We start from the raw sequence: 26,227 nt of genomic DNA, 5'->3' as shown, positions 1-26,227 counted from the left end.
AACTTATGGCAACATGTGAAAAATTGGAGGTGAAGTTTGTGGACGGAGGAGTTAGGGAGACAATGTGTACTCGTTGTACACACAGAAAAGTATGCAAAAACATCGAAACATACATGGAATTTCTCAAGAAATCCGAGAGAGTGTACGAAGAATTTCCGAAAGATGTTGATTTTATAGAGCGGAAAGATCCGGTATGCAGATTCTACGATAAGAAACCCGACGTCAATTTACGGTGAATTTTGTCGTCCGTACCAGTCTTCGGAGCCCGATGAAGGCTAATCTAGGTTAAAAATCTCTGCCCACTTTTGGTTTTTGAAAATGGGCTTTTGGTCAGAAAAAGTGGGTTTGGGGTGAATCTGGGTAGAATTTGGGCAGCCTTTTGAGATTTGTACGGATGATTTTACCCAGATTTTTGCCCACTTGCCCACTTTCTGCCCACTTTTAAAACATGGATTTGGCCACAAATTTGGAGATTTGACCATCGAAAAACCCAGTATTTATGCGGGTTTGCGGGTTTTGAAAAATTAAAAAGCCCACTTGCCCACTTTTTTTCTTAAACTATTATGATAGAAAGTTTAATAGTATATATAAATAGGGACGGAAAAAGTGGGTTTTTGGCCACAAGCAAGAAAAGAGGTGTTATATGAGTAAAAAAGTTACATGGCTTGAAATCTACAAGGACTTTCAGAGGAGGTTTCCGAGGCTGTCAAAAAACGCTGCCCGCTACCAGCCGAATGGGTATCTGTCCATACTGGTATATTTTATGGATGGTACGAAGATGGTCTATGACTACATGGAGCAGCGGGGACAATTGATTACGGCGTAAAGCCCATAGTACAAATTTTGGGAAATGTCAAGTGATTGGTGGAAAATTTCTTGGAAAGTGTTTCTTTTTTCGGAGTGTTGTGCTATACTTAGTTTGCGACACAATTTCATATATCTCGTTTAAGGGAAATCACTTTGGCAAAGGGTGTTTTTTCTCTTTACTTATGCCTTAAACGGGATGAGATTGTGTCGCAACAATGAGGGATTCACTTTTGCGGGTGCGTCTCATCATTGGGGCGCACTTTTTTATTGCGCTAAAATATTGAATAATTGGAGGAGACGAGATGAAAAGAGCAATAACAATTTTTTTAATCGGCATTATGATGCTGGTTATGTCGGCATGTGGTGGGAAGACTACCTCGGATGAGATTGAAATGGAAACAGAATCCGAATCAATCAAGGCAACTAGTGAACAGGATTCTTCCGATTCAGAATCGGAAAGTGAAAAAGATGAAGAAATCTGTTACGCAGATATGCTTCCTGTTACCAGCGACTATTTTAAGAACGGAGAAGTCTCAATTATCGATCAAGATGGAGGAACATCATATTCGTTTCGTGTTGCGAATTATCAGGATGGGGAATATGAGGAATATATTGAAGCGTGTAAATCAAATGGGTTCAACGATGTTACATATGAAGGCGAAAACGATGGTGGAAAAATGTTTTATGCCTACAGTAGTGACGGAAAATATTATTTGCAGGTGATGCTTGGATATCAAATTGAAGCCATTGATATTACTTGTAAAGAGAGTACAAAAGACAGAACCGATTCTAATACTACATCAGAAGAAAATGAATCTTCCGTAGAAACTTCAGATAACGGCGAAATAAGTCCGGAATTTAAAGAAGCAATGGACAGTTATGAAGAATTCTTTGACGAGTATTGTGAGTTTATGAAGAAGTATACAAATTCTGATGATGCCACATCTATGCTGACCGATTATGCGGATTATATGGCTAAGTATGCTGAAACCATGGAAAAGATGGAAGCAATAAATCAGGACGAGTTATCGACGGCCGAAGCAGCCTATTATGCTGAGGTGTCGGCGCGGATTTCTCAAAAACTATTGGAAGTTGCTCAATAACAAAAATACACAATTAAATAGAGTTTCATTTATACAGAGATGCTTTCAGGTGTCTCTGTTTTTTTTACGCTTAAATTACAATGCCTTTTATGAAAAAATCTATTCTGAAAGGAGAACAATTATGGATATTACAAAAAAGGTGGCAAAAATGAGATTTATTTATCACACAAACATGCTTGACATTTGTAATGTGCTGAATCAACTTGGCATATTGAAAGACGACAAAGCAGAGATTGTGATGAAAGATCACTGTATGAAATCTTTTGATTGTATGGAAAGAATGGGTCTTGACGTGAAAGGTTATTTCAACAAACACAAAAATGAGGATGAGTCCTGACAAGGGCTCTTTCTTTTGCTCTTTTTTACTCCGCGAAAAAAACATTCCCTTTTATGAAGAGAGAGGATAAAATAGTCATTTTTAAAGACTACATTCTCTTTTTCGTTTTCTGAAAAACAAAGAAAGGAGGTTCGCTAAAATGTTGGAGAGTAATTTTCAGGCGCAGTTGATAAAAGAACTGAAAAAAATGTTTCCCGGTTGCATCGTCACAAAGAATGATTCCAGTTATATTCAAGGTATTCCGGACCTGACTATCCTCTACAAGAACAAGTGGGCGTCCTTGGAATGTAAGAAAAGCGCTGGAGCAAAAAAGCAGCCAAATCAAGAATACTATGTCGGATTGATGAACGAGATGTCATTTTCAAGATTCATCTGTCCGGAGAACAAGGAGGAAGTGTTATATGAACTTCAACAATCATTTGAATCTTGAAGGGCAACACGCTTTTCTCGGCGCAAGTAAATATCATTGGATTAACTATGATGAGTCCAAGGTTGCCGAATCCTATTCAAAGTTTTTGGCAACACAAAAAGGAACCGTTCTTCATGAGTTCGCAGCACAGTGTATTCGTTTAGGGCAGAAGCTGCCGAAGTCACAGAAAACATTGAACATGTATGTGAACGATGCTATCGGATTCAAAATGGTTCCAGAACAGATTCTTTTTTATTCGGAGAATTGTTTTGGAACGGCGGACAGTATTGCGTTTAGAAACGGTTTGCTTAGAATTCACGATTTGAAAACTGGTGTGATTCCGGCACACATGGAGCAGCTTATGATTTATGCTGCTCTTTTTTGTTTGGAATATAAAGTGAAGCCTGGCGAGATTGAAATCGAATTACGTCTGTACCAGAACAATGAAATTTTGTATCATGCACCAACGGCTGAAGAAATTGTTCCAATCACAGATAAGATTATTACCTTTGATAAGATTATCAACAAAATCAAAGAACAGGAGGGCTAAGCCATGAATCCCATTGCGGAAGAAATGTTAATGCATTACGGGATGCCGAGACGTTCCGGCAGATATCCTTGGGGTTCTGGAGATAACCCTTATCAACACAGCGGAGATTTTCTGAGCCGTGTTGAGGAATTAAAAAAGCAGGGACTCAGCGAAACGGATATTGCAAAATCAATGGGTCTCACCACCACACAGTATCGTACTCAGAAATCGTTAGCCAAAGATGAAAGAAGAGCTTTGGATGTAGCAAGAGCGAGGTCTCTTCGTGAAGACGGAAAAAGTCTGAATGAAATCGCAGCAATTATGGGTTTCTCCAACGATTCCTCTGTTCGCTCTCTTTTGAATGAAAATTCGGAAGCTCGTATGAATCAGGCCAAAAAGACCGCCGAATTCCTTAAGAAACAAATAGAAGAAAAAGGAATGATTGACGTTGGAACTGGTGTTGAGCGAGAACTCGGTATTTCAAAAGAGAAACTGAACCAGGCGCTTTACATACTGGAACAGGAAGGTTATCCGGTTTATGGCGGTGGCGTTCCACAGGTTACAAATCCGGGAAAACAGACAAATATCAAAGTTATCTGTCCTCCTGGAACAGAACATAGGGAAATCTACAATTTTGAGAATGTCCATTCGTTGAGCGATTACGTTTCTCATGACGGCGGCGAAACCTACGATCCGAAATATGTCTATCCCAAAAGTATGGATTCCAGTCGGATTCAGATAAGGTACGCTGAAGATGGCGGAACTCAAAAGGATGGTGTTGTTGAGATTCGAAGAGGTGTCGATGATTTGTCTCTCGGTGAATCTCACTATGCGCAGGTTCGGATTCTTGTTGACGGCACACATTACATTAAAGGAATGGCTATTTACTCAGATGACCTTCCCGATGGTGTAGACGTTGTGTTCAATACCAATAAGAAAACCGGAACACCAATGCTCGGACCTAAGAATGACACCGTTTTGAAACCTATCGGAAAAGACCCGGATAATCCGTTCGGTTCTTTGATAAAGGACGGTATCGTTGACCCTGATGACCCGACTTCTAAAAAAGGTGGACAGAGTTATTACTATGACAAGGATGGTAAAAAACAGCTTTCACTTATTAACAAAAGAGCGGAAGAAGGAGATTGGGGTGAATGGAGCGACCATCTACCTTCACAATTTTTGTCAAAGCAAAGTATGACTCTGATTAAGAAGCAGCTTGGTTTAGCTACCGCTGATAAGCAGGCAGAATTTGACGAGATTTGTTCTCTCACGAATCCTACGGTTAAAAAAGCTTTACTAAAATCCTTTGCCGATGATTGTGATTCTGCGGCAGTCCATCTACAGGCAGCGGCTTTACCGAGACAAAAGTATCAGGTAATTCTACCAATCACCTCTATGAAAGACAACGAGGTGTATGCTCCTAACTATCGGAACGGAGAGCAGGTTGCTCTTATCCGATTCCCTCATGGTGGAACCTTTGAAATTCCGGTTCTTACTGTAAACAATAAGCAGGCCGATGCCAAAAGAATTCTCGGCAATGCTATGGATGCCGTTGGCATCAACAGTAAGGTTGCAGGAAGATTATCTGGTGCCGATTTCGATGGCGATACCGTTATGGTAATTCCTACTGGCGGTAAAGTAAAGATTACATCGACTCGTGCATTAGAAGGACTGGAAGGATTCGATCCGAAGCTTGAGTATGGCGGAAAACCTGAAGGCAGCTTCAAGCCTATGAGAAATACTCAGACTGAGATGGGTAAGATTTCAAATCTGATTACCGACATGACGCTTCGTGGCGCTGTTCCAGAGGAACTTGCTCGTGCAGTAAGGCACAGTATGGTTGTTATTGATGCTGAAAAGCACCATCTCGACTATAAGCAAAGCGAGATTGACAACGGGATTGCGTCTTTGAAGAAGAAGTATCAGGGAAGCTATGACGAAGATGGCCGGTATCACGAAGGAGCCGCAACTCTGATTTCAAGAGCCAAGTCTGAGACATCTGTACTGAAACGAAAAGGAAGTCCCATCATAAATCCGGAGACCGGAGAGCAGACCTACAAAGAAGTTTATGAGGAGTACATTGACAAGAATGGAAGAACAAGAGTCAGAACTCAGGCGAGTACCAAGATGGCTGAGACTAAGGATGCATTCACCCTTGTTTCTGATGTAGATACCCCCCAGGAAAGAGCCTATGCTACTTATGCAAATGAGATGAAATCTCTTGCGAATCGGGCTCGTAAGGAGATGCTCAGTACAGGTAAGATTGCCTACTCCGCCTCTGCTAAAGAGACATACCAGGAGGAGGTGGATCATTTGATGGCCCAGTTAAATGTGGCACTCCGGAACGCTCCTCGTGAAAGGCAGGCTCAGGTTATTGCGAATGCTACCGTAGCTGCTAAGAAACAGGAGAATCCCGACATGACAAGGAGCGAGATTAAGAAAGCATCTCAACAAGCATTGACGGCGGCTCGTACCACTGTTGGGGCATCAAGAGAAACAATCTCAATAAGTGACCGTGAATGGGAAGCTATCCAGGCTGGTGCTATCAGTGAGAATCGGCTTACCCAAATCATTAACAATGTTGACATTGATACTCTTAGACAGCGTGCAACACCTCGCTCCACCACAGTTCTGAGTACAGCCAAGGTGAACAAGATTGCATCTATGAGTGCCTCTGGGTACAGCACTGCTGAAATAGCCGAGGCTCTCGGAGTATCCACATCAACCGTGAACAAATACCTAAAATGAAAGGAGTGAGCTAAGTATTTATGGAAAGACGATGTGCTTTGACAACGGTTGACAATCCTTTCAATCCATTCGAACAGTTCACTTCTTGGTTCTTGTTCGATGAGGAAAAAGGTTATCACTCAAGCGCATACTTAGGAAGAATTGCTCGAACTTCCGATCAGCTTTCGGATGAAGAAAACAATCAGGAAATTGAAAGAGCAATTGACGAGATTATCAAGTATGACTTCACCAATATCTACCGAAAAGTGATACAGCAAGTTGTGACTGCTTAAAAAGAAAAATAAAAAAGTGGGTTTCTGGCTACAGAATCGCTTTTCGACACAAATAGGGTTAGGACAGCCCGTTAGACTGGCGGATAAAAGACATAGGGGGAGGGTCGCTGAAAAGGCACCCCCTCCCACATCGCGGCGGTCTTTAAAAATTCTCCGGGGGTATATTTTGGATTTACCCTTGTCGTTCTTCTACGGTGTTTAAACGAACTCGCGGGGTTGGCGTGGCATTGGCTGTGGTTCTTTTGCTCTTTTTCTCCTTTCAGCGAAAAAGTATATTTGCCGGCTTCGTGAGTTCTTTTAAACACCGTAGGAGAACTATTCTAAAAGGTATGAAAAACGAGTAACAAACTAATCGAGAGGAGGCGGCAAGTATGGGAAAAGCCAAGGCTGCAAGCTCTTCTAATTCTTCAAGAAAGATGCGACCGGCGTTGACACCCGAAGCGAGGGAAAATCAAATGATTTCTCTTGCGGTAGATCTTGCTGAGAAACAATTGATGGAGGGAACAGCCTCCTCTCAGGTCATAACACATTATTTAAAACTGGGATCTACGAGGGAGCGTCTGGAGAGGGAGAAGATAGAACGTGAAAACGAGTTATTAAGGGCAAAAGTGGAATCGCTGCAATCTGCACATCGGTCAGAGGAATTGTACGAAAATGCACTGAAAGCGTTTCGACGGTATAGCGGAGAGGAGGATTCGGATGAAGAAGACTTATAGTGAGTTAATCCGAATTCCAACTTTTGAGGAACGGTATCAGTATCTCAGACTTTGTGGAAAAGTTGCAGAAGAAACTTTTGGTTTTAAACGTTGGCTTAATCAGGAATTCTATCATTCCGACGAATGGATAAGATTCAGAAACAAAATCATCATTCGAGATAATGGGTGTGATTTGGCTTTAGAGGGATTTGAGATTTTTGGGTCGATTATTATTCACCACATCAATCCTATAACCTATGAAGATATTCTGAATCGGAATCCATGCGTGTTTGACCCAGACAACGTTGTGTCTACAAAACTTTCAACCCACAACGCAATTCACTATGGAGACGAAACTCCAATCCCCCATATTCCAGTTGAACGAACAAAAAACGATACCTGTCCATGGAGACATTAAGGAGGAAACAAATTATGGAATCTAAAGAAATGACTGCAATACAGAAAGAGCCTGTAATCGGTCTGGTGAGCAATTGTGCGAATCTCAGAATCCGTAAAGAACCGGATGACAAGGCTGAGGTTCTTGGCACGATTCCGGTCAATACGGAAGTTATAGTTGACAAGGATAAATCTATCGGCGAGTTCTACAAGGTTTATACCGATTCCGGTTTGGAAGGCTTTTGTATGAAACAGTTCATCACAGTTTAAGTAAAAAGGAGGACCGCGATGGAAAAGAACATACCAAGCATACTGACATCAATAAAAAAGTTGCTCGGAATCGCAGAAGAATACCAGGTATACGATGCTGATCTCATCATGCATATTAACTCTGCGTTTTCAATTTTGACACAGCTTGGCGTCGGTCCTGCTGATGGATTTTCCATTGAAGATGAAGACGCTTTATGGACCGATTTCATTCCTGAAAAATCTAAGATTGAATTCGTAAAGTCCTATATGCATCTGAAGGTTAAACTACTCTTTGATCCGCCGCTTGCTTCTGCGGTTATCGAATGTATGAACCAACAGATAAAAGAGCTTGAGTGGCGTATCCAGGTTGCATCTGATTCGAGTGGAGAGGAGGAAAATCAAAATGGATGATAACATTTTAACCCATTACGGTGTGCTTGGAATGAAATGGGGAGTTCGGCGTACTCCTGCACAGTTGGGCAGAAAGAAATCTTCAGGAGGCGACAAAGAAGAAATTAAAAAAGCCGGAGGGAAAGGAAAAGTATCTTCTGGAAATTCCGGCCGTAAAGCTGTCAAAGACATGACAGATGCCGAGCTGAAAGAACTGATAAGCCGTCTGGAACTGGAAAAGCGTTACCGTGATTTATCCAAAAGCGAGGAACAGGTGCGCAGTGCAAAGGGGCGGGACTTTGTTGCTGACGTCCTTGAAAAATCCGGGAAAAACATCGCAACACAGTTTACAACTTACATGATGGGAACAGCGGTGAATAAGCTGGCCGGTTCCGAGATTGTTAATCCTAAAAAGGGACAGAAAGATAAGTAGGTGATTCATTATGACATTGTCGAACACTGCCGTTCCAAAGTATTACGGCGCGTTCAGAGATGCCGTAATTCGGGGAGAAATACCTGTCTGCCGTGAAATCGAGATGGAAATGAACCGGATCGACGAACTTATCGCAGACCGTGGGATTTATTATGACGACCGTCCGGTTGAGGGGTGGATTGCATATTGTGAGGAGGAACTCACTTTAACCGATGGTGCCAATCTTGTTATGCTTGACACTTTTAAACTTTGGGGTGAGCAGATATTTGGTTGGTACTACTTCGAGGAGAGGGAAGTATGGGAGCCAAACCCGAATGGTCCCGGCGGGCATTTTGTAGTAAAAACCATCAAGAAGCGGCTTATCAATAAGCAGTATTTGATTGTTGGGCGAGGGGCCGCCAAGTCTTTGTACGATTCCTGCATCCAATCCTATTTCGAAAACATTGATACTTCTACGACTCACCAGATAACAACCGCTCCGACTATGAAACAGGCAGAGGAAGTAATACAGCCGATAAAGACAGCCATCACAAGAGCCAAAGGTCCGTTGTTCCGGTTTCTTACGGAAGGGTCGTTACAAAATACCACGGGTGCCAAAGCAAACCGTGTAAAGCTTGCCTCAACCAAAAAGGGAATCGAAAATTTTTTCACGGGTTCTCTGATAGAGGTTCGTCCGATGTCTATCGATAAACTTCAAGGCTTGAGGACTAAAGTATCAACAATCGATGAGTGGCTGTCCGGTGATGTAAGGGAAGACGTGGTTGGAGCCATTGAGCAAGGCGCTTCAAAACTTGACGATTACCTTATCATTGCGACCAGCTCTGAAGGAACCGTTCGGAACGGAAGCGGCGATACAATCAAAATGGAATTGATGAAAATCTTAAAGGGCGAATACCCGGCAATCAATACTTCCATTTGGTGGTATAAGCTCGATTCCATTGATGAGATTTCAGAGCCTAACAAATGGCTGAAAGCCAATCCTAACCTCGGAAAAACCGTCACTTTTGAAGTATACCAGCGTGATGTTGAAAGAGCCGAGAATGCTCCGGCAGCCAGGAATGATATTTTGGCAAAGCGGTTTGGTCTGCCAATGGAGGGTTATACCTATTACTTTACTTACGAAGAAACTTTGAAATATCGTAAGCGGGATTTTTCTGGTATGCCTTGTTCTATGGGCGGCGATTTATCAAGAGGCGATGACTTCTGTGATTTTACCTTTATGTTTCCTTTATCAAACGGGACATTTGGAATCAAAACCAGAGCGTATATTTCAGACCTGACGTTTCGGAAACTTCCATCTGCAATGCGCAGTAAGTATGAGCAGTTCATACTGGAAGGCAGTTTGATTGTCATGGAAGGCACTGTTTTGGATATGATGCAGGTGTATGAAGACCTGGATAACCATATCGTAGAGCGTGGGTACGATGTTCGTTGTTTTGGATATGACCCTTACAATGCCAAAGAGTTTGTTGAGAGATGGGCATCCGAAAACGGTCCGTTTGGCATTGAGAAAGTAATACAGGGGGCAAAAACAGAATCCGTTCCTTTGGGAGAGTTAAAGAAACTTTCCGAGGAGCGGATGCTTTTATTTGATGAAGAATTGATGTCTTTCTGTATGGGCAATTGCATTACCATCACAGACACTAACGGGAACCGAAAGCTTTACAAAAAGCGGGGCGACCAAAAGATTGATGCTGTGGCGGCTATGATGGATGCTTACATCGCCTATAAGCTGAACAGAGATGCGTTTGAGTAAAGGAGGTGAGCGCGTTTGTCAGAGATGATAGAACATCATGGGATTTTGGGACAGAAATGGGGCATCCGCCGTACCCCGGCTCAACTCGGAAATCTCAGTAAAAAAGATGCAAATTGGGTCAAGAAGAAAAGCGAGAAGATTACGGAACAGGCTCGCAGAAAATCTTCAAAAGAAATGAGCCGATATGCAAATGAAATACTTCGGTCTCCCGGCGCTGTAAATAAATCGGGAAAATTGAGTTCCTCGGCGATCAACGCCTACAACAAGAAAATGGCTGAACTTATGAGTCAGTCAGCTTCAAAGATTCGGTCTCCGTCTGGAAAGGTTGTTCAATTCGTAGCAAAACGAGGGGAAATTGGCGTTATGATGGCGCTCGCTGATGAAGGTTACAACATGGCGCAGCTCCGAAATGGTGTATGGGCTTCCGGTCGGGTTGCTTACAAAAAGACAGTGCTGGATAAGGCGTAGGGAGGTGATGAAAAAATGGATATAGCGATTGGCTCCAGGTTTAAACATGCCTGGAATGCTTTCCGAAATAACGGTCAGCAAAACTATTACCGTGATATCGGAACAGGGTATTCTTACAGACCAGATCGTCCTCGGCTTACCAGAGGAAATGAGAGGTCTATTGTCACTTCCGTATACAACCGTATTGCATTGGACGTAGCACAAATAAACATTCAACATGTTAAGTTGGATGAAAACGACCGATTTCTCGAAATTATTAACTCTGGATTGAACAACTGTCTTTCGTTGGAAGCCAATATTGACCAAACTGGACGTTCTTTTATTCAGGATGTTGTTATGTCCATGTTTGACGAGGGTTGCGTTGCAGTTGTTCCAGTTGATACGGATGACAATCCGGAAGGTGGACAGCCAGGTTCTTTTGATATTGATACCATGAGAACCGGAAAGATTCTGGAATGGTATCCGCAGCATGTCCGTGTTCGACTTTATAACGACCAAACTGGGATGAAAGAAGATATTTTGCTGCATAAGAGCGCAGTAGCGATTATCGAAAATCCGTTATATGCCGTTATAAACGAACCCAATTCAACAATGCAGCGACTGATTCGAAAACTTAATTTGTTGGATGTCGTGGATGAGCAAAGCAGTTCTGGTAAATTGGATTTAATTATCCAATTGCCATACGTTATTAAGACAGATGCGAGGCGTTTGCAAGCCGAAAATCGGCGTAAAGATATAGAGAAACAATTGTCTGGTTCTAAGTATGGTATTGCCTATACTGATGGTACGGAGCATATCACACAATTGAATCGTCCGGTCGGCAATAATCTGATGACTCAGATTGAATACTTGACGAGTATGCTATATAGCCAGTTAGGGATCACTCAGAGTATTTTGGATGGTACTGCCGATGAGAAAACGATGCTCAACTATTATAATCGAACGATTGAGCCGATTGTTTCTGCTATTGCAGACGAGATGAAACGTAAATTTTTGACTAAAACAGCTCGGTCACAGCGGCATTCCATTAAGTTCTTCAGAGATCCATTTAAACTGGTTCCCGTTACGGAACTTGCTGAGATTGTTGATAAGCTTACGAGAAATGAGGTGGCTACATCAAATGAGGCACGGCAGATTATCGGATGGAAACCGTCGAAAGATCCGAAAGCGGATGAACTTCGGAACAAGAATTTAAGCGAACCAGCGGGAGGCGACACTGGAAACTTAGAAAAACAAACAATAAAGGAGGAAAATCAAAATGGCGAAATATGATTTCAGTGGCTGGGCCACGAGAAATGATTTGCAGTGCGCCGACGGAAGAATTATCCGTAAGAATGCTTTTAAACAGCAGGACGGCGAGACTGTAAGCCTGGTTTGGAACCATCAGCATGATTCCCAGAATAATGTTTTGGGGCACGCATTGTTGGAAAACAGGGATGATGGGGTTTATGCCTACTGTACGTTTAACGATACGGAATCCGGACAGACGGCTAAAAAGTTGGTTCAGCACGGGGACGTTGTTTCTTTGTCCATCGCGGCAAATCAGTTGAAGCAGATGGGGAAAGATGTCGTTCACGGTATCATCCGTGAGGTGAGCCTTGTTCTGGCGGGTGCAAATCCCGGAGCCTACATTGACACAGTTATGAATCACGGCGTTGCCGTCGAGGATGAGCTGATTATCAATTACAACGAAAACATCATGCTCTATCACTCTGATGAGGGCGAAAACAAAGACAAGAAGCCGGACGACAAGCCGTCTGAAGACGACGAAACCGTCGGCGAGGTCTTTGACCGGATTTGTAAGAAGCTCGACGAAAAGGAGCAGAACGTGATGTTGGCTATGGTCGGGATGGCTCTCGGTGAAAATGGGGAGCCGGAAGATAACAATGACGATTCTAAAGGAGGAAACGAAGATATGAAACATAATGTGTTTGACAACAAGGGTGAGACTCAGGAGAATGTTCTCTCTCACGCGGCTCAGAGTGAAATTCTGGAGATCGCTAAATCCAGCAACGTTGGCTCGCTCAAGCTTGCTATGAAAATTTATAGTGAGGAGCATGGTCTTCAGCACGCCGATATCAGTGGCTTTATTCAGACCGGCAACGGAAACATCACCACCATGTTCCCGGAGTATGTTGAGGCGCATCCCAGCCGCACTCCCGAACTTATCACCAATGATATGGGATGGGTTGACGCTATCATGGCCAAGACTCAGAAAATCCCTCACGGCCGGGTTCGTACTTCTCATGTAGACATTCGGAACATCGATGCACTGTCCGCCAAGGGTTATCAGAAAGGAAACGAGAAGAAAATCACCGGCAACTACGAGCTGGTAAGGCGTACCACTGACCCCCAGACGGTATACGTCACTTCCGAACTGCATCGTGACGATGTGGTGGACATCGAAGATTTCGACTATGTTCAGTTCCAGTACAGCATCGACCAGATTTCTTTGAAGGAAACTTTGGCTGTTGCTACCATGCTGGGTGATGAGCGTCCTAACAGTGACCCTGAGAAAATCTTCCCGGACAAGATTCGTCCCATCTGGACTGACGATGAGCTGTACACCATCCACAAGGATGTGGACTTTGCAGCCATGGCAAAAGAGCTTCAGGGTGCCAATACTGAGCAGTATTTCGGCGAAAGCTTCATTTATGCCGAGGCTATGGTTACGGCTCTGCGTAAGGCTCGTAAGGATTTCCGCGGTACCGGTAAGCCCGACCTGTTCATCACTACTGACATGCACAACACCATGATTCTCGCTCGTGACCGTAATGGCCGCCGTATTTACGAGACCGATACCGAGCTTGCTGCGGCTTTGGGCGTTGCCAATATCTATGAGGTTACGCAGTTCGAAGGGAAGGTTCGTACCGATTCCGAAGGCGTTAAGCACAAGCTGCACGCGATTTGCGTGAATATGGCTGATTACGGATACGGCGCTTCCAAGGGCGGGGATGTGACTCACTTCACCGATTTCGATATCAAGTTCAATCAGCTTCAGTCGCTGCTGGAGACGCGCAAGTCCGGTCAGCTTACCAGAATCAAGTCTGCTATCGTCATCGAGGAGAAAGAGACGAACGCATCTGTCAGCGGCTAATGTCCAGGAGGTGAAAATTCAAAATGGCGAAATTTTACGGACCAATCGGCTATGCTGAAACAGTGGAAACGAGACCTGGTGTGTGGGAAGAGCAGATTACCGAGCGTATGTACTTTGGCGATTTGACTCGTAATATGCGCAGGCTCCAAAGCGCTGAAACACTCAATGACGACATCAATGTCGCAAATGAGATCAGCATCGTTGCCGATCCGTTTGCCAATGAGAATTTTCATTCGATGCGGTACGTTGGGTTTATGGGTGCTAAATGGAAAATTTCAAATGTAGAAGTTCAGTACCCACGGCTGATTCTGACAATAGGGGGTGTATATCATGGCGACGAACAGACGTCTTCTGCTACATGAGATATTCTGTGAAATCCTTGGAACGAGGAACGCTTATTTTCAACCCCCGGAATCGGTTAAGATGAATTACCCCGCCATCGTATACGGTCTTGACGGTATCGAGAACACGTATGCGAATGACGGGGTTTATTTGTCTTATCGAAAATATTCAGTAACAGTCATCGATAAAGATCCGGATAGTCCGCTCGTAGGTAAAGTAGCCACTTTGCCCACTTGTCGGTTTATCCGGCACTACGAAAAAGACAACCTGAATCATGATGTCTTTACCATATTCTTTTAAGGAGGAACAAATCTATGAAACTTGTTTGGGATAAAACTGGCGAGCGTCTGTATGAGACCGGTGTGGATCATGGCGTTCTTTACCCTATTCAGGCTGGCGGCGTTTACAGTAAAGGCGTTGCGTGGAATGGTCTGAGTGCTGTATCGGAAAGCCCTTCCGGAGCGGAGGCTTCTCCGATTTATGCGGATAACATCAAGTATCTGAATCTGATGTCCGCGGAGGAATTCGGGGCTACCATCGAGGCATATATGTACCCTGATGAATTCGCAGAGTGCGATGGGTCGGTTGAGGTTGTGCCCGGTATGTTTGCAGGGCAGCAGTCCAGAAAAACGTTTGGTCTCTCTTACCGGACGATTCTGGGCAACGATGTTGATAACAATGATTACGGCTATAAGCTGCATCTGATTTACGGTGCTTTGGCGGCTCCTTCGGAGAAAGGCTACTCGACTATCAATGATAGTCCGGAACCCATCACCCTTTCCTGGGAGATCAGCACGACTCCGGTGGCTATCAACACGGTTATCGATGGTAAGAAGCTCAAGCCGACGGCGTGCCTTACTTTCGATTCCACCAAGTTTGATGCCAAGTTCATGGCTAAGCTTGAGGAGATTCTGTACGGTACAGAGCCTACCACCGAGGACGGCGATGACGGAACTACTGCAAGGCTGCCGCTGCCGGATGAGATTCTGAAGCTTTATCAGGAGTCTCAGACAGCGGGCTAATTCACATTTTCATATTTAAGCAGATTGGGAGCCGTTTCAGGGTAAAAGCTGGCGGCTCCTTTTTTTTTATTGTTGAAAGGAGAAAAACATTATGTTAAAGAAAACGATTACCTACAAGGATTACAACGGAACTGAGCGCACCGAGGACCATTACTTCAATCTTTCTGAGGCTGAAGTTATGGAAATGGAGATGAGTACGGCCGGCGGGCTGGCTGAAATGATTCGTGGAATCGTGGCGGCTCAGGATGCGCCCGCGATCATTAAGATTTTCAAGGATCTGATTCTGAAAGCTTACGGTGAGAAAAGCCCGGATGGAAGACGGTTTGTCAAGTCTGATGAACTGTCCAAGGCTTTTTCTGAAACGGAGGCTTATTCTGTGCTGTTTATGGAGCTTGCGACGGATGCCGATGCAGCGGCAAAGTTTGTAAACGGTATCGTCCCGAATTCCAGGCAGGGAGTTCCTGCACCGGCGTTGGCTCCGGTAGCAAATTAAATCTGAAAACAGGAGGAGGCGAAAGGGATGCTGCGAATTACAATACCTGCTGGCGAGGAACAATGGGATGAAATAAACCAGATGTTTATCTACCCCAAAGAGCAAACATTGCAGTTGGAGCATTCCCTTGTCTCCCTTTCAAAATGGGAATCCAAATGGTGCAAGCCCTTCCTTACCAAACAGGAAAAGACGCTTGAGGAAACGTTGGATTACGTGCAATGTATGACGCTTACGCAGAATGTGAATCCGGAAGTGTATAACTATCTGACGACATCCTGTATCGACCAAATTAACCAATACATCGATGCTCCGATGACCGCCACTCATTTTACAGAGGAAAAGGCAGTAAAAGCCAGCAGGGAACAGGTTACAGCAGAGATTATTTACTACTGGATGATTGCCCTGAATATTCCGTTTGAGTGTCAGAAGTGGCATCTCAATCGTCTTCTTACTCTTATTAAGGTATGTAACATCAAAAATTCGCCGCCTAAAAAGAGAAGCAGAAGGGAAATCATGAAACGCAATGCCGCTTTAAATGCGGCACGAAGAAAACAGTTAAATTCGAAGGGGTGATGATTATATGTCTAAAGAGCGTGGAGCAGATATTTCGACCTGGCAGGGGGATGTGGATTTCAACAAAGTTAAAGCTTCCGGAATCCAGTTCCTGATTCTCCGGTCAAGCTATCGCCAGACAGTTGACGGAAGATTTCACGGGTATGTAAAGGCAGCTAAAGCGGCAGGAATCTCGGTTCTTGGCGTTTACCATTTCAGCTATGCGATGAACGTTGAGCAGGCCAGGCAGGAAGCCGTTTTCTGTATTTCACAGTTGGAAGCAGCCGGTCTTGGAAAAGACGTTATCGTGTTTTTCGATTTCGAGTACGACACGATCACGAAAGCAAAGGTTGCCGGGGTTAGTTTAGGACGGGCTGAATGCAACGCCCATACCAAGGCGTTTTGTGAATATGTCACGGAGAAAGGATACAGAGCTGGCATCTATTCCAATATCGATTATTACAGGAATATGTTCGACCACGACCTGCTGGACAAGTATGTATTCTGGCTGGCGGATTGGAGCGGGGAAGCTGATTATCCCTGTGATTTCCACCAGTATACAAGCAAAGGCGTCGTGGACGGAATCAAAGGGAATGTGGACATGGATTACCGCTTCGTCAATTCTGATGAAAAGAAGGAGGAAGCGTCCATGAGCTACTCAAGACAGGCTGTAGTCGATTTGGCAAGGTCCTGGATCGGAAAGAACGAGTCCGATGGTTCGTATAAAGAAATCATCGATATTTACAATTCCTATACCGGAAGTTTTCCCCGCGGAACAAAGATGCTTTACGGTTGGGCGTGGTGTGCGGCAACGTGGTCTGCCCTGGCGGTTAAGCTTGGTTATACGGCAATTATGCCGATTGAGATTAGCTGCTATTACATCATCGAAGCTGCAAAGAGGATGGGATGCTGGGTTGAGGATGATGCGTATGTACCCTCTCCCGGCGATGCGGTTTTGTATGACTGGGAGGATTCCGGAATCGGTGATAACACCGGTAATCCGGATCACATCGGTACTGTTGAGTATGTATCCGGCGGTTACATTACGGTTATCGAGGGGAACTTCAGCAATGCGGTAAAGCGGCGTACCTTGTCGATTAACGGAAAATTTATCCGCGGTTTCATTACACCTAAGTATGATGAGGGGACGGTTGCTCCGCCTGCGCAGAGCGAGAAAAAGAGCATCGGCACTATTGCTCATGAGGTTATCACTGGTATCTGGGGGAATGGGCCAGATCGTAAAGCTGCTCTGACCGAAAAAGGGTACGATTATGACGAGGTTCAGACCCGTGTCAATGAAATTTTGAATGGTTCGGCGACGAAACCCAGTAGCGCAGTTCAGAACCAGAATCAGCCGGCATCGAAGAAAGTCACGGCTACGGCTTATGCGAAATCTCTCAATAAGAGTTTGTCAGGTACATATAAGGTGACTGCAAAGGATGGACTCTACTGCCGTAACGATGCCGGAACAAACAAGAAGGCGCTGTGTCTCATTCCACATGGAACGGAAGTTCAGTGCTACGGTTATTACACGGCGTACAACGGAACAAAGTGGCTGTACATCCAGTTTGTCATGGATGGTATTCAGTACACCGGTTTCAGCTCCAGTGTGTATCTGAAAAAGTAAAGGAGTGTTCCAATGATAACGTTCAGACAAAAGGGCGACTTCTCCAAACTGACAAGATATTTGGAGAGGGCAAAAGAGGTCGTTAAACTCGGAGACCTTGACAAGTATGGCCGAGAGGGAGTTGCCGCCCTTGCGTCTGCAACACCTGTCGATTCGGGGCTGACAGCGGCTTCGTGGTCATACGAGATTACGAACAGGAATGGATCTGCAACGATCTCATTCAAGAATTCAAATATTCAAAATGGAGTTCCGATTGCCATCATTCTGCAATACGGGCACGGAACAAGAAACGGCGGCTGGGTACAGGGGCGAGATTATATCAATCCTGCTATCCAGCCTATTTTTGACAGAATTGCTAACGAAGCGTGGAGGGAGGTTACGAAGCTATGAGTAAGACGATTGACGAAAGAGTCGTTTCAATGCGGTTTGACAATAAGCAGTTTGAACAGAACGTTCAGACCAGTCTCTCCACGCTTGATAAACTGAAACAGAAATTAAATCTGACCGGCGCCGCAAAAGGATTGGAAGAAGTAAATTCCGCAGCCCGTAAATGTGACATGAACCCCCTTAGCAATGCGGTGGAGACTGTAAGGGTAAAGTTCTCCGCGATGGAGGTAATGGCGATTACGGCTCTCCAGAACATAACCAATTCTGCGCTTGCCGCAGGTAAAAATATTATTTCGGCCCTTACGATTGACCCGGTTAAGTCCGGTTTTCAGGAGTATGAAACACAGATCAACGCCGTCCAGACAATTCTTGCAAATACGTCTTCCAAAGGGACGACGCTGGAGCAGGTAAATAAGGCACTGGATGAACTGAATCACTATGCCGATATGACCATTTACAATTTTACGGAAATGACCCGTAATATTGGTGCGTTCACTGCGGCTGGCGTTGATTTGGATACTTCCGTAGCGGCAATTAAAGGTATCGCTAACCTCGCTGCTGTATCCGGTTCTACTTCCCAACAGGCAAGCACGGCTATGTACCAGTTATCCCAGGCGTTGGCGGCGGGAACAGTGAAGCTTCAGGACTGGAATTCGGTTGTAAATGCCGGTATGGGCGGTCAGGTATTTCAGGATTCCCTAAAAGAGACGGCCAGGGTGCATGGTATAGCAATTGACCAGATGATTGAAGATGAGGGCTCTTTCCGTGAGACGTTAAGTAAAGGCTGGCTCACATCGGACATTTTAACAGAAACACTCTCGAAATTTACGGGTGATCTGAACGAGAAACAGCTCAAGACCATGGGGTATACGGAGGAGCAGATCAAATCCATCATAAAGATGGGACAGACTGCGAATGATGCCGCGACAAAGGTGAAGACTTTTACCCAGTTATTTGACACATTGAAGGAAGCGGCTCAGTCAGGATGGACTCAGAGTTGGGAAATCATCATTGGCGACTTTGAAAAAGCGAAAGAGCGGCTGACGGAGTTATCAGATATATTCAGCGGAATTATCGGACGTTCGGCGGACAGCAGAAATGCAGTCTTGGAGGGTGCGTTCAGTTCAAAATGGGATGTGCTTGTAAACAAGCTTAATACTGCTGGCATTGAAACAGAAACTTTTCAGAACAAGGTCAAGGAACTGGCTAAGAGCCACAATGTTGACCTGGATGCAATGATAGAAAAAGAGGGTTCCTTTGAAAAAGCTTTAAAAAAAGCCTTTAACGACGGAACTCTAAATAAGAGTATCCTGAAGGATGCACTTAAAAGCTTGGTGGGGGATCTTACCGGAGCAACAAAGTCTACGGAAGAAATGGCCGGACAGATGGAAAAGTACGGTGAAATCGTTGATAAAGTTATCCGTGGAGACTTTGGCAGCGGGGAAGCAAGAATAAAAGCACTGACCGAAGCCGGTTATGATTATGCAACGGTTCAGAATTTGGTTAATGAGAAACTTGGCAGTAGTGTCCGCCATATGTCTTCCCTGACGGAAGAACAGTTGAAAAATGCTGACAGTCTGGCTTCTTTATCGGACGAGCAGTTGAAAAACAAGGGGTATACGGAAGAACAGATTACCGCGCTCCGTGATTTGCAGAGGGAAGCAAATACAGCCGGTTCGTCCATAGATGAGTTGATAAACGATTTTGAGAAATCATCGGGAGCTGAGTTGGTGTGGGGGTCCGTTCTCAATGTAATCCATAGTGTTGTGGATTCTCTCGGCGCGGTCAAGAAAGCGTGGAACGATACATTTCACCATGGAATGACCGAAGATGATATCATCAAAGAACGTTCTGAAAAACTCTATAACCTGATTAAAGCCATTAACACATTTACCGAAAAATTAGAGATTACCGACGATAAGGCAGATAAGATCACAAGAACTTTTAAAGGACTGTTTGCTATTCTCGATATCGTCATGACAGTTACGGGAGGCGGATTACGCCTTGCGTTTAAAGGGTTGTCTGTGATTTTAAATGCGTTTGACATGGATGTTCTTGATCTGACGGCGAAGGTGGGTGATCTGATTTCAGGATTCCGTGATTTCATTCTCAACAATGACCGTGTGACCAGGGGCGTCAAGACGGCGGCCAGCGGGATAAAAACAGCCTGTACGGAGGTTAAAAAGTGGATTGATGCTTTTATGGCGCTTCCGGTGGTGCAGAAGAATATCACACGCTTTGAAACTGCCTTTAGCAATACGTTCTCCGAATTTGGCAAGTATTTCCGGGGCGGAATTGACCGGATTAACGATTTTATTGAACGTGTGAAAGCTCTGGACCATATTACCTTAGATGATCTCAATAATATTTTCAGGGATTTCAAGGATAACGTGATTGATTATTTTCTGGATGTTGACGGGAAGTTTGACGACATTAAGAAAGCTATCAGGGAGTTTAAAGATGATGTCAAGAAGCATTTTGCGTCTGTCGGAGAAGATCTTGACGGCTTAAAAGAGAAAATCTTCAATTTTGCAAAATCCATAAAGCAGAAATTCAGCGACCATATCGGCATAGGGGGAATCCTGACTATTGGTCTTGGCGGCAGTTTGATTTTGTTCGTCAAGAAAATTGGAGATGCTTTGGAAACGCTGGCCGGCCCATTTGATGATTTGTCAGGAATTCTGAGCGGGTTTGACAAATTGCTTAAGAGTGCATCTAAGGCGATCAACGCTTTTGCGATGAAGACAAAATCCCAAGCGTTAATGAATGTCGCCATATCCGTCGGTATTCTTGCGGCTTCCATTGTTGCTTTAACGCTTGTTGATCAGACAAAGCTCTGGTCTGCTGTTGGAGCGCTTGGCGTTTTATCTGCCGGTCTTCTCGGTGTTTCTGCGGCAATGGGAATCATTGGCAAAATTGGTGGCGGAAAAGGATCAACGTCTATGCTTGGAATCGCCGCTTCTCTACTGATTCTTATTCATACACTGAAATCCATGGAAGGTCTTGACCAGGATAAAGTATGGCAGAATGTGGCTGTTCTTGGTGTGATGGCTTCCGGCCTTGCTGTTATGGCTGGACTGCTCGGAAAATTTGCACCGAAGCTATCGGAAGGTTCTGTCGCGTTGCTGGTGATTTCTGGTTCTTTGAAAATCATGGTCAGCGCATTTAAGGATTTGGACAGCCTGCAACTGAACAATCTGGATCAATCGATTAAGATTCTTCTTGGTGCGATGGGCGGTCTTGTGGCTCTGGCTGTAATCTGTAAAAATATCAAGCTTGGTTCCGCAGTTACGATTCTTGCTACCGTGGTGGCATTAAAAATCTTTGTAGGAGTATTTGACGATATAGCAAATCTGGATACTACAAAGATGAAAACCAACATGGAGGCTTTTGTAGGGATTTTTGGAACTTTTGCCGTCCTTATGATCTCTAGCAAGTTTGCCGGGGCAAATGCGGCTAAGGCTGGGGTTGGTATTCTGGCTATGTCTGCGGCGCTTCTTTTGATAACGGCAACCTTAAAGATACTTGGAAAAATGGAAGCCGGTGATTTGCGGAAAGCTACCGGTGCCGTTGCGCAGTTGCTTGTACTGTTTGCCGGAGTGGTCGCTGTGTCTAAGTTCGCGGGGGCAAATGCTGTTAAGGCAGGAGCGATGCTGTTGCTGATGTCAGGGGCTTTATTGATTTTATCCGGGGCAATGGTAATTATCAGTCACATAAAACCGGATGGATTAAACCAAGCATTAAAAGCTATAGCTCTGCTTGAGATTTTATTTGCGGGATTGATCGCTGTTTCATATCTGGCGAAAGACTGTAAGAGCACTTTAACCCTTATTTCTGTAACAATCGGAATTCTGGCAGTCGCGCTTGGTACGCTTTCTATGATTAACCCGGAAAATCTTTTCGCAGCATCTTTGTCATTATCCATGGTGATGGCGATGTTTGGTGTCCTTGTTGCCTCTACGTCACTGGCAAAAAAGGCTAATGGGACTCTTGTTGTTTTAACGGGGGTAGTGATAGCTTTGGGCGGGGTTTTATATTTATTGTCCGGCTTACCAGTGGATTCAGTAATGGGCGTTTCTGCAGCATTATCGTTGCTGCTATTGTCCTTGTCGGCATCCATGCTCATTATTAGTAAAGCCGGAAACGTAGCTCCGGGAGCGTACGTCACGCTTGGCGTTATGACTTTGGTTGTAGCCGGTCTAGCTGGAATTATAGGCGTGCTTGCTTACATGAATGTTGGATCTGTTTTGGAAATAGCGGAAGGATTATCGGTTCTGTTGTTATCATTATCGGCATCATGCCTGATATTGAGCGCTGTCGGCGCCACAGGTCCAGCGGCTTTTATCGGGGTCGGTGCGTTACTGACTCTTATTACCGCTGTTGGCGGGCTTATGATTGGAATCGGTGCACTTGCCGAGCATTATCCAGGAATGGAAGAATTCTTAAACAAGGGTCTTTCCCTTCTTGAAAAAGTCGGATACGGGCTGGGCTCCTTCTTTGGGAATATCATAGGCGGGTTTGTTGCCGGCGCGACGTCCGGGCTTCCGGAGATAGGGACAAATTTGTCTTCGTTTATGGAAAATGCCTCCCCGTTCTTTGAGGGGGTAAAAAACTTAGACGAAGCGGCAATGTCCGGGGTAAAAGCATTAGCTGAAACAATTCTGATTCTTACGGCGGCCGATATTCTTCAGGGTATAGCCTCTTGGATTACTGGTGGTTCATCCATGTCAGATTTTGCGGAGCAGCTCGTTCCATTCGGAGAAGCCATGAGGGACTTTTCGATTGCGATAGGCGATATGAAGAGCGAAGTAGTAGAGCAGGCGGCTACAGCAGGCAAGACTCTGGCTGAAATGGCCGCAACGCTTCCGAACAGCGGTGGTGTGCTTGGTTTCTTTGCCGGCGAAAACGACATGAAAGAATTTGGCGAGCAGCTTGTTCCGTTTGGCGAAGCTATGATGGGATTTTCTCTTGCTGTGAAAGGACTGGATGCTGATGCCATTGTTAATTCCGCGACGGCAGGAAAGTCTTTGGCCGAGTTGGCGAACACATTACCGAATAAAGGTGGTGTGCTTGGTTTCTTTGCCGGCGAAAACGACATGAAAGAATTTGGCGAGCAGCTTGTTCCGTTTGGCGAAGCTATGATGGGATTTTCTCTTGCTGTGAAAGGACTGGATGCTGATGCCATTGTTAATTCCGCGACGGCAGGAAAGTCTTTGGCCGAGTTGGCGAACACATTACCGAATAAAGGTGGTGTGCTTGGTTTCTTTGCCGGCGAAAACGACATGAAAGAATTTGGCGAGCAGCTTGTTCCGTTTGGAAAGGCGATGAAGTCTTACTCGGATGCAATATCCGGAATTGACGTAGACGCTATAACAAATTCCGCGACGGCAGGAAAGTCTTTGGCCGAGTTGGCGAACACATTACCGAATAAGGGTGGTCTTGTAAGTTGGTTTGCCGGAGATAACGATATCGGAGCGTTTGGCGAACAGCTTGTTCCGTTTGGAAAGGCGATGAAGTCTTACTCGGATGCAATATCCGGAATTGACGTAGACGCTATAACAAATTCCGCGACGGCAGGAAAGTCTTTGGCCGAGTTGGCGAACACATTACCGAATAAGGGTGGTCTTGTAAGTTGGTTTGCCGGAGATAACGATATCGGAGCGTTTGGTGAAAGCTTGGTACTGTTTGGCGAGAACTTTTCAAAATACTCTGATTACATGAAAAATGTTGATGCCGGTATCGTGACGTCAACCACAAATGCTGCAACTTCAATTGTCGAGCTTCAAAAGAGCTTGCCAAAAGAAGGTGGCTGGTTCTCCGATGACAAAACGCTTGCCGATTTTGGTAAAGATATGAGTTCTTTCGGTTCATATTTCAGCTCCTACTACAGTTATATCAGCAGCATTGATACCGGACTGTTATCGAGTGTGATTACACAGACAAACAGATTGGTTGATATGGCAAACGGTATGGCTGGATTGGATACCAGTGGAATGACATCGTTCGACTCCGCTCTGACGAAACTTGGAGAAGCTGGAATTACCGGTTTTATCAACGCGTTCAATAACGCAAATTCAAAGGTGACGGCGGCTGCGTCTAATATGCTGACGACCTTCGTGAATGCCGCAAACGCCAAGAAAGGCACGTTGACAACGACATTCACAGCATTGGTTCAGGCGGTGCTTATAGCAATCAATGCAAAGCAGCGAGATTTCCAAACTGCGGGTTCTACTCTGATGGTGAAATTCATCGCCGGGGTAAAAACCCAGGACAACAGCGCTCGGAGCACATTCACAAACATCATCAGCGGCTGTTTGACGGCGATCAAGAACAAGTATTCAGAGTTTCAGTCGGTTGGAACGCAGACGATGGTGAAGTTTATCGCAGGTGTTCGAGCAAAAGATGCAGATGCCAGAAACGCGTTTACGAATATCATCAGCGGATGTTTAACTGCGATTAAGAACAAGTATTCAGAGTTTCAAAGTGCAGGCGAACAGTGCATGGTGAAATTCATCGCCGGGGTAAGGAGTAAAGATGCTGATGCAAAGAATGCGTTTACATCCAGTCTCGGTGGAGCTATCACAGGGGTTAAGGATTACTACGGACAGTTCTACGATGCCGGTTCCTATCTTGTAGATGGCTTTGCGAAAGGTATCAGTGAAAACACATACAAAGCTGAAGCGAAAGCAAGAGCTATGGCAGCAGCGGCAGCAAGGGCCGCAGAGAAAGAACTTGACGAGCACTCCCCTTCCAAGGTGGGGTACCGGATTGGTGACTTCTTCGGTGTGGCATTTGTAAATGCGATTGGCGATTATACAGAGAAAGCGTATAAGGCCGGTTCTGGAATGGCAAAAGCCGCAAGAACGGGACTTGGTAACGCAATCTCCAAGGTCAAAGATTTCATTGACAGCGACATTGATACTCAGCCGACCATTCGTCCGGTTCTTGACTTGTCGAATGTGGAAGCCGGAACGAGCAGATTGAACGCAATGTTCAGCAGAACGCAGGCGATGTCCATCAGTACAGGCATGAATCGGCAGGATACCGCAGATGTTCAAAATGGAGAAAATTCTCCGAATGAAGGTAGTACGTTTAACTTTAATCAGTATAACTATTCGCCTAAGGCACTGTCGAGAGTTGAGATTTATCGGCAGACAAAGAATCAATTCTCGGCGATGGAAAGGATGGTGAAAGCGTGATTAAGTCAATCACCGTGACAAACTATCTTGGCGATAGTATTAAGTTGGTACTTGCGAGGCCGGAGGAATCCGGTTTCGTAGTTACCTCCGTAACCGGTCTGGGGTCTGGAAAAGCGAACATCAATACCACCGAAATTGCTACAACCGATGGAGATTTGTTTAATTCTGCCAGACTCCAGAAACGGAACATAGTTATTTCTTTGAAGTATCTATGGAAAGATTCGATCGAGGATGTGCGTCAGTTATCGTACAAGTATTTTCCGATAAAGAAAAAACTTACGCTGCTGATTGAAACGGATAACCGTTCAGCAGAAATTGACGGGTATACCGAATCGAATGAACCGGATATATTCAGTAAAGATGAGGGTTCGGATGTCTCCATTGTGTGTCCGAATCCTTTCTTTTACTCTGCTGGGGAAGATGGGATCAACACCACTATTTTCTATGGTGTAGAACCGTTATTTGAGTTCCCTTTCAGCAACGAATCCTTGTATGAATGCTTGCTGGAAATGGGCGAGATCCAGAATCAGATGGAAAAAACAGTTGTGTACAGCGGAGATGCTGAGATTGGTGTGACGATTACAATTCATGCCATCGGTGAAGCACGAAACATCACCATATACAATACCGGAACTCGTGAGATTATGCGCATTGATACTGATAAGATGAAGGCTTTTACGGGTTCCGGAATTGTAGCGGGCGATGAAATTACTATCTGTACTGTCAAAGGGAAAAAGTCCATTACTCTTCTGCGGAACGGAAAAACAATCAATATTCTGAACTGTTTGGATAAAGCTGCCGATTGGTTTCAGCTTGCGAAAGGTGACAATGTGTTTGCTTATACGGCAGAAGAAGGAAGCAGTAACTTGCAGTTCAAGATAGAGAATCGAATCATTTACGAGGGGGTATAGTG

The 26,227-nt window shown here is 44.8% G+C and carries 26 protein-coding genes; all 26 read left to right on the top strand.

The window, feature by feature from the left end; genetic code table 11:
* The first annotated feature begins 5 nt into the window (after nucleotides 1-5).
* The 26 genes from AC6I2O_RS17210 (at nucleotide 6) to AC6I2O_RS17085 (ending at nucleotide 26,225) form a co-directional block, all read left to right on the top strand.
* Entirely contained in the window at nucleotides 6-236 is a 231-nt protein-coding gene (locus AC6I2O_RS17210; protein ID WP_120484306.1) for a hypothetical protein, read from the top strand.
* Between the two features lie 407 nt (nucleotides 237-643).
* Nucleotides 644-826, top strand: a complete 183-nt coding sequence (locus AC6I2O_RS17205; RefSeq protein WP_120484307.1) for a hypothetical protein — start codon at nucleotides 644-646, stop codon at nucleotides 824-826.
* Between the two features lie 283 nt (nucleotides 827-1,109).
* Nucleotides 1,110-1,910 carry a DUF6591 domain-containing protein gene (locus tag AC6I2O_RS17200; protein WP_497743332.1) on the top strand — a complete coding sequence of 267 codons (801 nt, stop codon included), beginning with the start codon at nucleotides 1,110-1,112 and terminating at the stop codon, nucleotides 1,908-1,910.
* 121 nt (nucleotides 1,911-2,031) lie between these two features.
* Complete coding sequence (locus AC6I2O_RS17195) at nucleotides 2,032-2,247, top strand: hypothetical protein (protein ID WP_171332379.1); 216 nt, start codon at nucleotides 2,032-2,034, stop codon at nucleotides 2,245-2,247.
* 139 nt (nucleotides 2,248-2,386) lie between these two features.
* Entirely contained in the window at nucleotides 2,387-2,677 is a 291-nt protein-coding gene (locus AC6I2O_RS17190) for a hypothetical protein (RefSeq protein ID WP_120484310.1), read from the top strand.
* Nucleotides 2,649-3,206 (top strand): PD-(D/E)XK nuclease family protein, encoded by a 558-nt coding sequence (locus tag AC6I2O_RS17185; protein WP_279101620.1) that lies wholly within the window; start codon nucleotides 2,649-2,651, stop codon nucleotides 3,204-3,206. The genes AC6I2O_RS17190 and AC6I2O_RS17185 overlap by 29 nt, the downstream gene beginning before the upstream one ends.
* A 3-nt stretch (nucleotides 3,207-3,209) precedes the next feature.
* Nucleotides 3,210-5,936 carry a helix-turn-helix transcriptional regulator gene (locus AC6I2O_RS17180; protein WP_497743331.1) on the top strand — a complete coding sequence of 909 codons (2,727 nt, stop codon included), beginning with the start codon at nucleotides 3,210-3,212 and terminating at the stop codon, nucleotides 5,934-5,936.
* Between the two features lie 20 nt (nucleotides 5,937-5,956).
* Nucleotides 5,957-6,208 (top strand): hypothetical protein, encoded by a 252-nt coding sequence (locus AC6I2O_RS17175; RefSeq protein WP_289689307.1) that lies wholly within the window; start codon nucleotides 5,957-5,959, stop codon nucleotides 6,206-6,208.
* Between the two features lie 371 nt (nucleotides 6,209-6,579).
* A complete protein-coding gene (locus AC6I2O_RS17170) occupies nucleotides 6,580-6,924 on the top strand; it encodes a hypothetical protein (protein ID WP_120484314.1) in 345 nt (114 codons plus the stop codon).
* Nucleotides 6,908-7,321 (top strand): hypothetical protein, encoded by a 414-nt coding sequence (locus AC6I2O_RS17165; protein ID WP_120484315.1) that lies wholly within the window; start codon nucleotides 6,908-6,910, stop codon nucleotides 7,319-7,321. Before AC6I2O_RS17170 ends, AC6I2O_RS17165 begins: the two co-directional genes overlap by 17 nt.
* A 14-nt stretch (nucleotides 7,322-7,335) precedes the next feature.
* Nucleotides 7,336-7,569 carry an SH3 domain-containing protein gene (locus AC6I2O_RS17160; protein ID WP_158604886.1) on the top strand — a complete coding sequence of 78 codons (234 nt, stop codon included), beginning with the start codon at nucleotides 7,336-7,338 and terminating at the stop codon, nucleotides 7,567-7,569.
* Between the two features lie 18 nt (nucleotides 7,570-7,587).
* Complete coding sequence (locus tag AC6I2O_RS17155) at nucleotides 7,588-7,959, top strand: phage head-tail connector protein (protein WP_199735697.1); 372 nt, start codon at nucleotides 7,588-7,590, stop codon at nucleotides 7,957-7,959.
* Nucleotides 7,952-8,371 carry a DUF7211 domain-containing protein gene (locus AC6I2O_RS17150; RefSeq protein WP_199735698.1) on the top strand — a complete coding sequence of 140 codons (420 nt, stop codon included), beginning with the start codon at nucleotides 7,952-7,954 and terminating at the stop codon, nucleotides 8,369-8,371. The genes AC6I2O_RS17155 and AC6I2O_RS17150 overlap by 8 nt, the downstream gene beginning before the upstream one ends.
* Nucleotides 8,372-8,381: 10 nt before the next feature.
* Nucleotides 8,382-10,127, top strand: coding sequence for a terminase TerL endonuclease subunit (locus tag AC6I2O_RS17145; RefSeq protein WP_497743330.1), 1,746 nt, complete (start codon nucleotides 8,382-8,384; stop codon nucleotides 10,125-10,127).
* A gap of 24 nt (nucleotides 10,128-10,151) precedes the next feature.
* A complete protein-coding gene (locus AC6I2O_RS17140; RefSeq protein WP_120484355.1) occupies nucleotides 10,152-10,595 on the top strand; it encodes a hypothetical protein in 444 nt (147 codons plus the stop codon).
* Nucleotides 10,596-10,610: 15 nt separating this feature from the next.
* On the top strand, nucleotides 10,611-11,867 hold the full coding sequence (locus AC6I2O_RS17135; protein WP_497743329.1) for a phage portal protein: 1,257 nt from the start codon (nucleotides 10,611-10,613) through the stop codon (nucleotides 11,865-11,867).
* Nucleotides 11,854-13,692, top strand: a complete 1,839-nt coding sequence (locus AC6I2O_RS17130; RefSeq protein WP_497743328.1) for an HK97 family phage prohead protease — start codon at nucleotides 11,854-11,856, stop codon at nucleotides 13,690-13,692. Before AC6I2O_RS17135 ends, AC6I2O_RS17130 begins: the two co-directional genes overlap by 14 nt.
* Nucleotides 13,693-13,715: 23 nt before the next feature.
* Nucleotides 13,716-14,054, top strand: a complete 339-nt coding sequence (locus tag AC6I2O_RS17125; protein WP_120484321.1) for a DUF7253 family protein — start codon at nucleotides 13,716-13,718, stop codon at nucleotides 14,052-14,054.
* Nucleotides 14,023-14,334, top strand: coding sequence for a hypothetical protein (locus AC6I2O_RS17120; RefSeq protein WP_120484322.1), 312 nt, complete (start codon nucleotides 14,023-14,025; stop codon nucleotides 14,332-14,334). Before AC6I2O_RS17125 ends, AC6I2O_RS17120 begins: the two co-directional genes overlap by 32 nt.
* Nucleotides 14,335-14,348: 14 nt before the next feature.
* Nucleotides 14,349-15,056: a hypothetical protein gene (locus AC6I2O_RS17115; RefSeq protein WP_120484324.1), complete on the top strand. Its 708-nt coding sequence runs from the start codon at nucleotides 14,349-14,351 to the stop codon at nucleotides 15,054-15,056.
* A gap of 91 nt (nucleotides 15,057-15,147) precedes the next feature.
* The gene (locus tag AC6I2O_RS17110) at nucleotides 15,148-15,549 is read left to right on the top strand and encodes a hypothetical protein (RefSeq protein WP_120484325.1); all 402 of its coding nucleotides are present in this window, start codon (nucleotides 15,148-15,150) and stop codon (nucleotides 15,547-15,549) included.
* Nucleotides 15,550-15,576: 27 nt separating this feature from the next.
* A complete protein-coding gene (locus AC6I2O_RS17105) occupies nucleotides 15,577-16,122 on the top strand; it encodes a hypothetical protein (protein WP_497743327.1) in 546 nt (181 codons plus the stop codon).
* A gap of 7 nt (nucleotides 16,123-16,129) precedes the next feature.
* Nucleotides 16,130-17,728 (top strand): GH25 family lysozyme, encoded by a 1,599-nt coding sequence (locus tag AC6I2O_RS17100; RefSeq protein WP_120484327.1) that lies wholly within the window; start codon nucleotides 16,130-16,132, stop codon nucleotides 17,726-17,728.
* Nucleotides 17,729-17,740: 12 nt separating this feature from the next.
* Nucleotides 17,741-18,118: a ricin-type beta-trefoil lectin domain protein gene (locus AC6I2O_RS17095; protein ID WP_120484328.1), complete on the top strand. Its 378-nt coding sequence runs from the start codon at nucleotides 17,741-17,743 to the stop codon at nucleotides 18,116-18,118.
* Entirely contained in the window at nucleotides 18,115-25,314 is a 7,200-nt protein-coding gene (locus tag AC6I2O_RS17090) for a tape measure protein (RefSeq protein WP_497743326.1), read from the top strand. The genes AC6I2O_RS17095 and AC6I2O_RS17090 overlap by 4 nt, the downstream gene beginning before the upstream one ends.
* Nucleotides 25,311-26,225, top strand: coding sequence for a phage distal tail protein (locus AC6I2O_RS17085; protein WP_350336458.1), 915 nt, complete (start codon nucleotides 25,311-25,313; stop codon nucleotides 26,223-26,225). The genes AC6I2O_RS17090 and AC6I2O_RS17085 overlap by 4 nt, the downstream gene beginning before the upstream one ends.
* Nucleotides 26,226-26,227 lie beyond the last annotated feature (2 nt).

The organism is Blautia sp. St.27G3 (assembly GCF_059728505.1).
Note: the sequence above shows the minus strand (reverse complement) of the source record. Positions and strands in the feature narration are given on the sequence as shown.

Bases quoted from the DNA above. Each gene is read 5' to 3' on its own strand.
- AC6I2O_RS17210 (WP_120484306.1), top strand. From the start codon at position 6: ATGGCAACATGTGAAAAATTGGAGGTGAAGTTTGTGGACGGAGGAGTT.
- AC6I2O_RS17205 (WP_120484307.1), top strand. From the start codon at position 644: ATGAGTAAAAAAGTTACATGGCTTGAAATCTACAAGGACTTTCAGAGG.
- AC6I2O_RS17200 (WP_497743332.1), top strand. From the start codon at position 1,110: ATGAAAAGAGCAATAACAATTTTTTTAATCGGCATTATGATGCTGGTT.
- AC6I2O_RS17195 (WP_171332379.1), top strand. From the start codon at position 2,032: ATGGATATTACAAAAAAGGTGGCAAAAATGAGATTTATTTATCACACA.
- AC6I2O_RS17190 (WP_120484310.1), top strand. From the start codon at position 2,387: ATGTTGGAGAGTAATTTTCAGGCGCAGTTGATAAAAGAACTGAAAAAA.
- AC6I2O_RS17185 (WP_279101620.1), top strand. From the start codon at position 2,649: ATGAACTTCAACAATCATTTGAATCTTGAAGGGCAACACGCTTTTCTC.
- AC6I2O_RS17180 (WP_497743331.1), top strand. From the start codon at position 3,210: ATGAATCCCATTGCGGAAGAAATGTTAATGCATTACGGGATGCCGAGA.
- AC6I2O_RS17175 (WP_289689307.1), top strand. From the start codon at position 5,957: ATGGAAAGACGATGTGCTTTGACAACGGTTGACAATCCTTTCAATCCA.
- AC6I2O_RS17170 (WP_120484314.1), top strand. From the start codon at position 6,580: ATGGGAAAAGCCAAGGCTGCAAGCTCTTCTAATTCTTCAAGAAAGATG.
- AC6I2O_RS17165 (WP_120484315.1), top strand. From the start codon at position 6,908: ATGAAGAAGACTTATAGTGAGTTAATCCGAATTCCAACTTTTGAGGAA.
- AC6I2O_RS17160 (WP_158604886.1), top strand. From the start codon at position 7,336: ATGGAATCTAAAGAAATGACTGCAATACAGAAAGAGCCTGTAATCGGT.
- AC6I2O_RS17155 (WP_199735697.1), top strand. From the start codon at position 7,588: ATGGAAAAGAACATACCAAGCATACTGACATCAATAAAAAAGTTGCTC.
- AC6I2O_RS17150 (WP_199735698.1), top strand. From the start codon at position 7,952: ATGGATGATAACATTTTAACCCATTACGGTGTGCTTGGAATGAAATGG.
- AC6I2O_RS17145 (WP_497743330.1), top strand. From the start codon at position 8,382: ATGACATTGTCGAACACTGCCGTTCCAAAGTATTACGGCGCGTTCAGA.
- AC6I2O_RS17140 (WP_120484355.1), top strand. From the start codon at position 10,152: ATGATAGAACATCATGGGATTTTGGGACAGAAATGGGGCATCCGCCGT.
- AC6I2O_RS17135 (WP_497743329.1), top strand. From the start codon at position 10,611: ATGGATATAGCGATTGGCTCCAGGTTTAAACATGCCTGGAATGCTTTC.
- AC6I2O_RS17130 (WP_497743328.1), top strand. From the start codon at position 11,854: ATGGCGAAATATGATTTCAGTGGCTGGGCCACGAGAAATGATTTGCAG.
- AC6I2O_RS17125 (WP_120484321.1), top strand. From the start codon at position 13,716: ATGGCGAAATTTTACGGACCAATCGGCTATGCTGAAACAGTGGAAACG.
- AC6I2O_RS17120 (WP_120484322.1), top strand. From the start codon at position 14,023: ATGGCGACGAACAGACGTCTTCTGCTACATGAGATATTCTGTGAAATC.
- AC6I2O_RS17115 (WP_120484324.1), top strand. From the start codon at position 14,349: ATGAAACTTGTTTGGGATAAAACTGGCGAGCGTCTGTATGAGACCGGT.
- AC6I2O_RS17110 (WP_120484325.1), top strand. From the start codon at position 15,148: ATGTTAAAGAAAACGATTACCTACAAGGATTACAACGGAACTGAGCGC.
- AC6I2O_RS17105 (WP_497743327.1), top strand. From the start codon at position 15,577: ATGCTGCGAATTACAATACCTGCTGGCGAGGAACAATGGGATGAAATA.
- AC6I2O_RS17100 (WP_120484327.1), top strand. From the start codon at position 16,130: ATGTCTAAAGAGCGTGGAGCAGATATTTCGACCTGGCAGGGGGATGTG.
- AC6I2O_RS17095 (WP_120484328.1), top strand. From the start codon at position 17,741: ATGATAACGTTCAGACAAAAGGGCGACTTCTCCAAACTGACAAGATAT.
- AC6I2O_RS17090 (WP_497743326.1), top strand. From the start codon at position 18,115: ATGAGTAAGACGATTGACGAAAGAGTCGTTTCAATGCGGTTTGACAAT.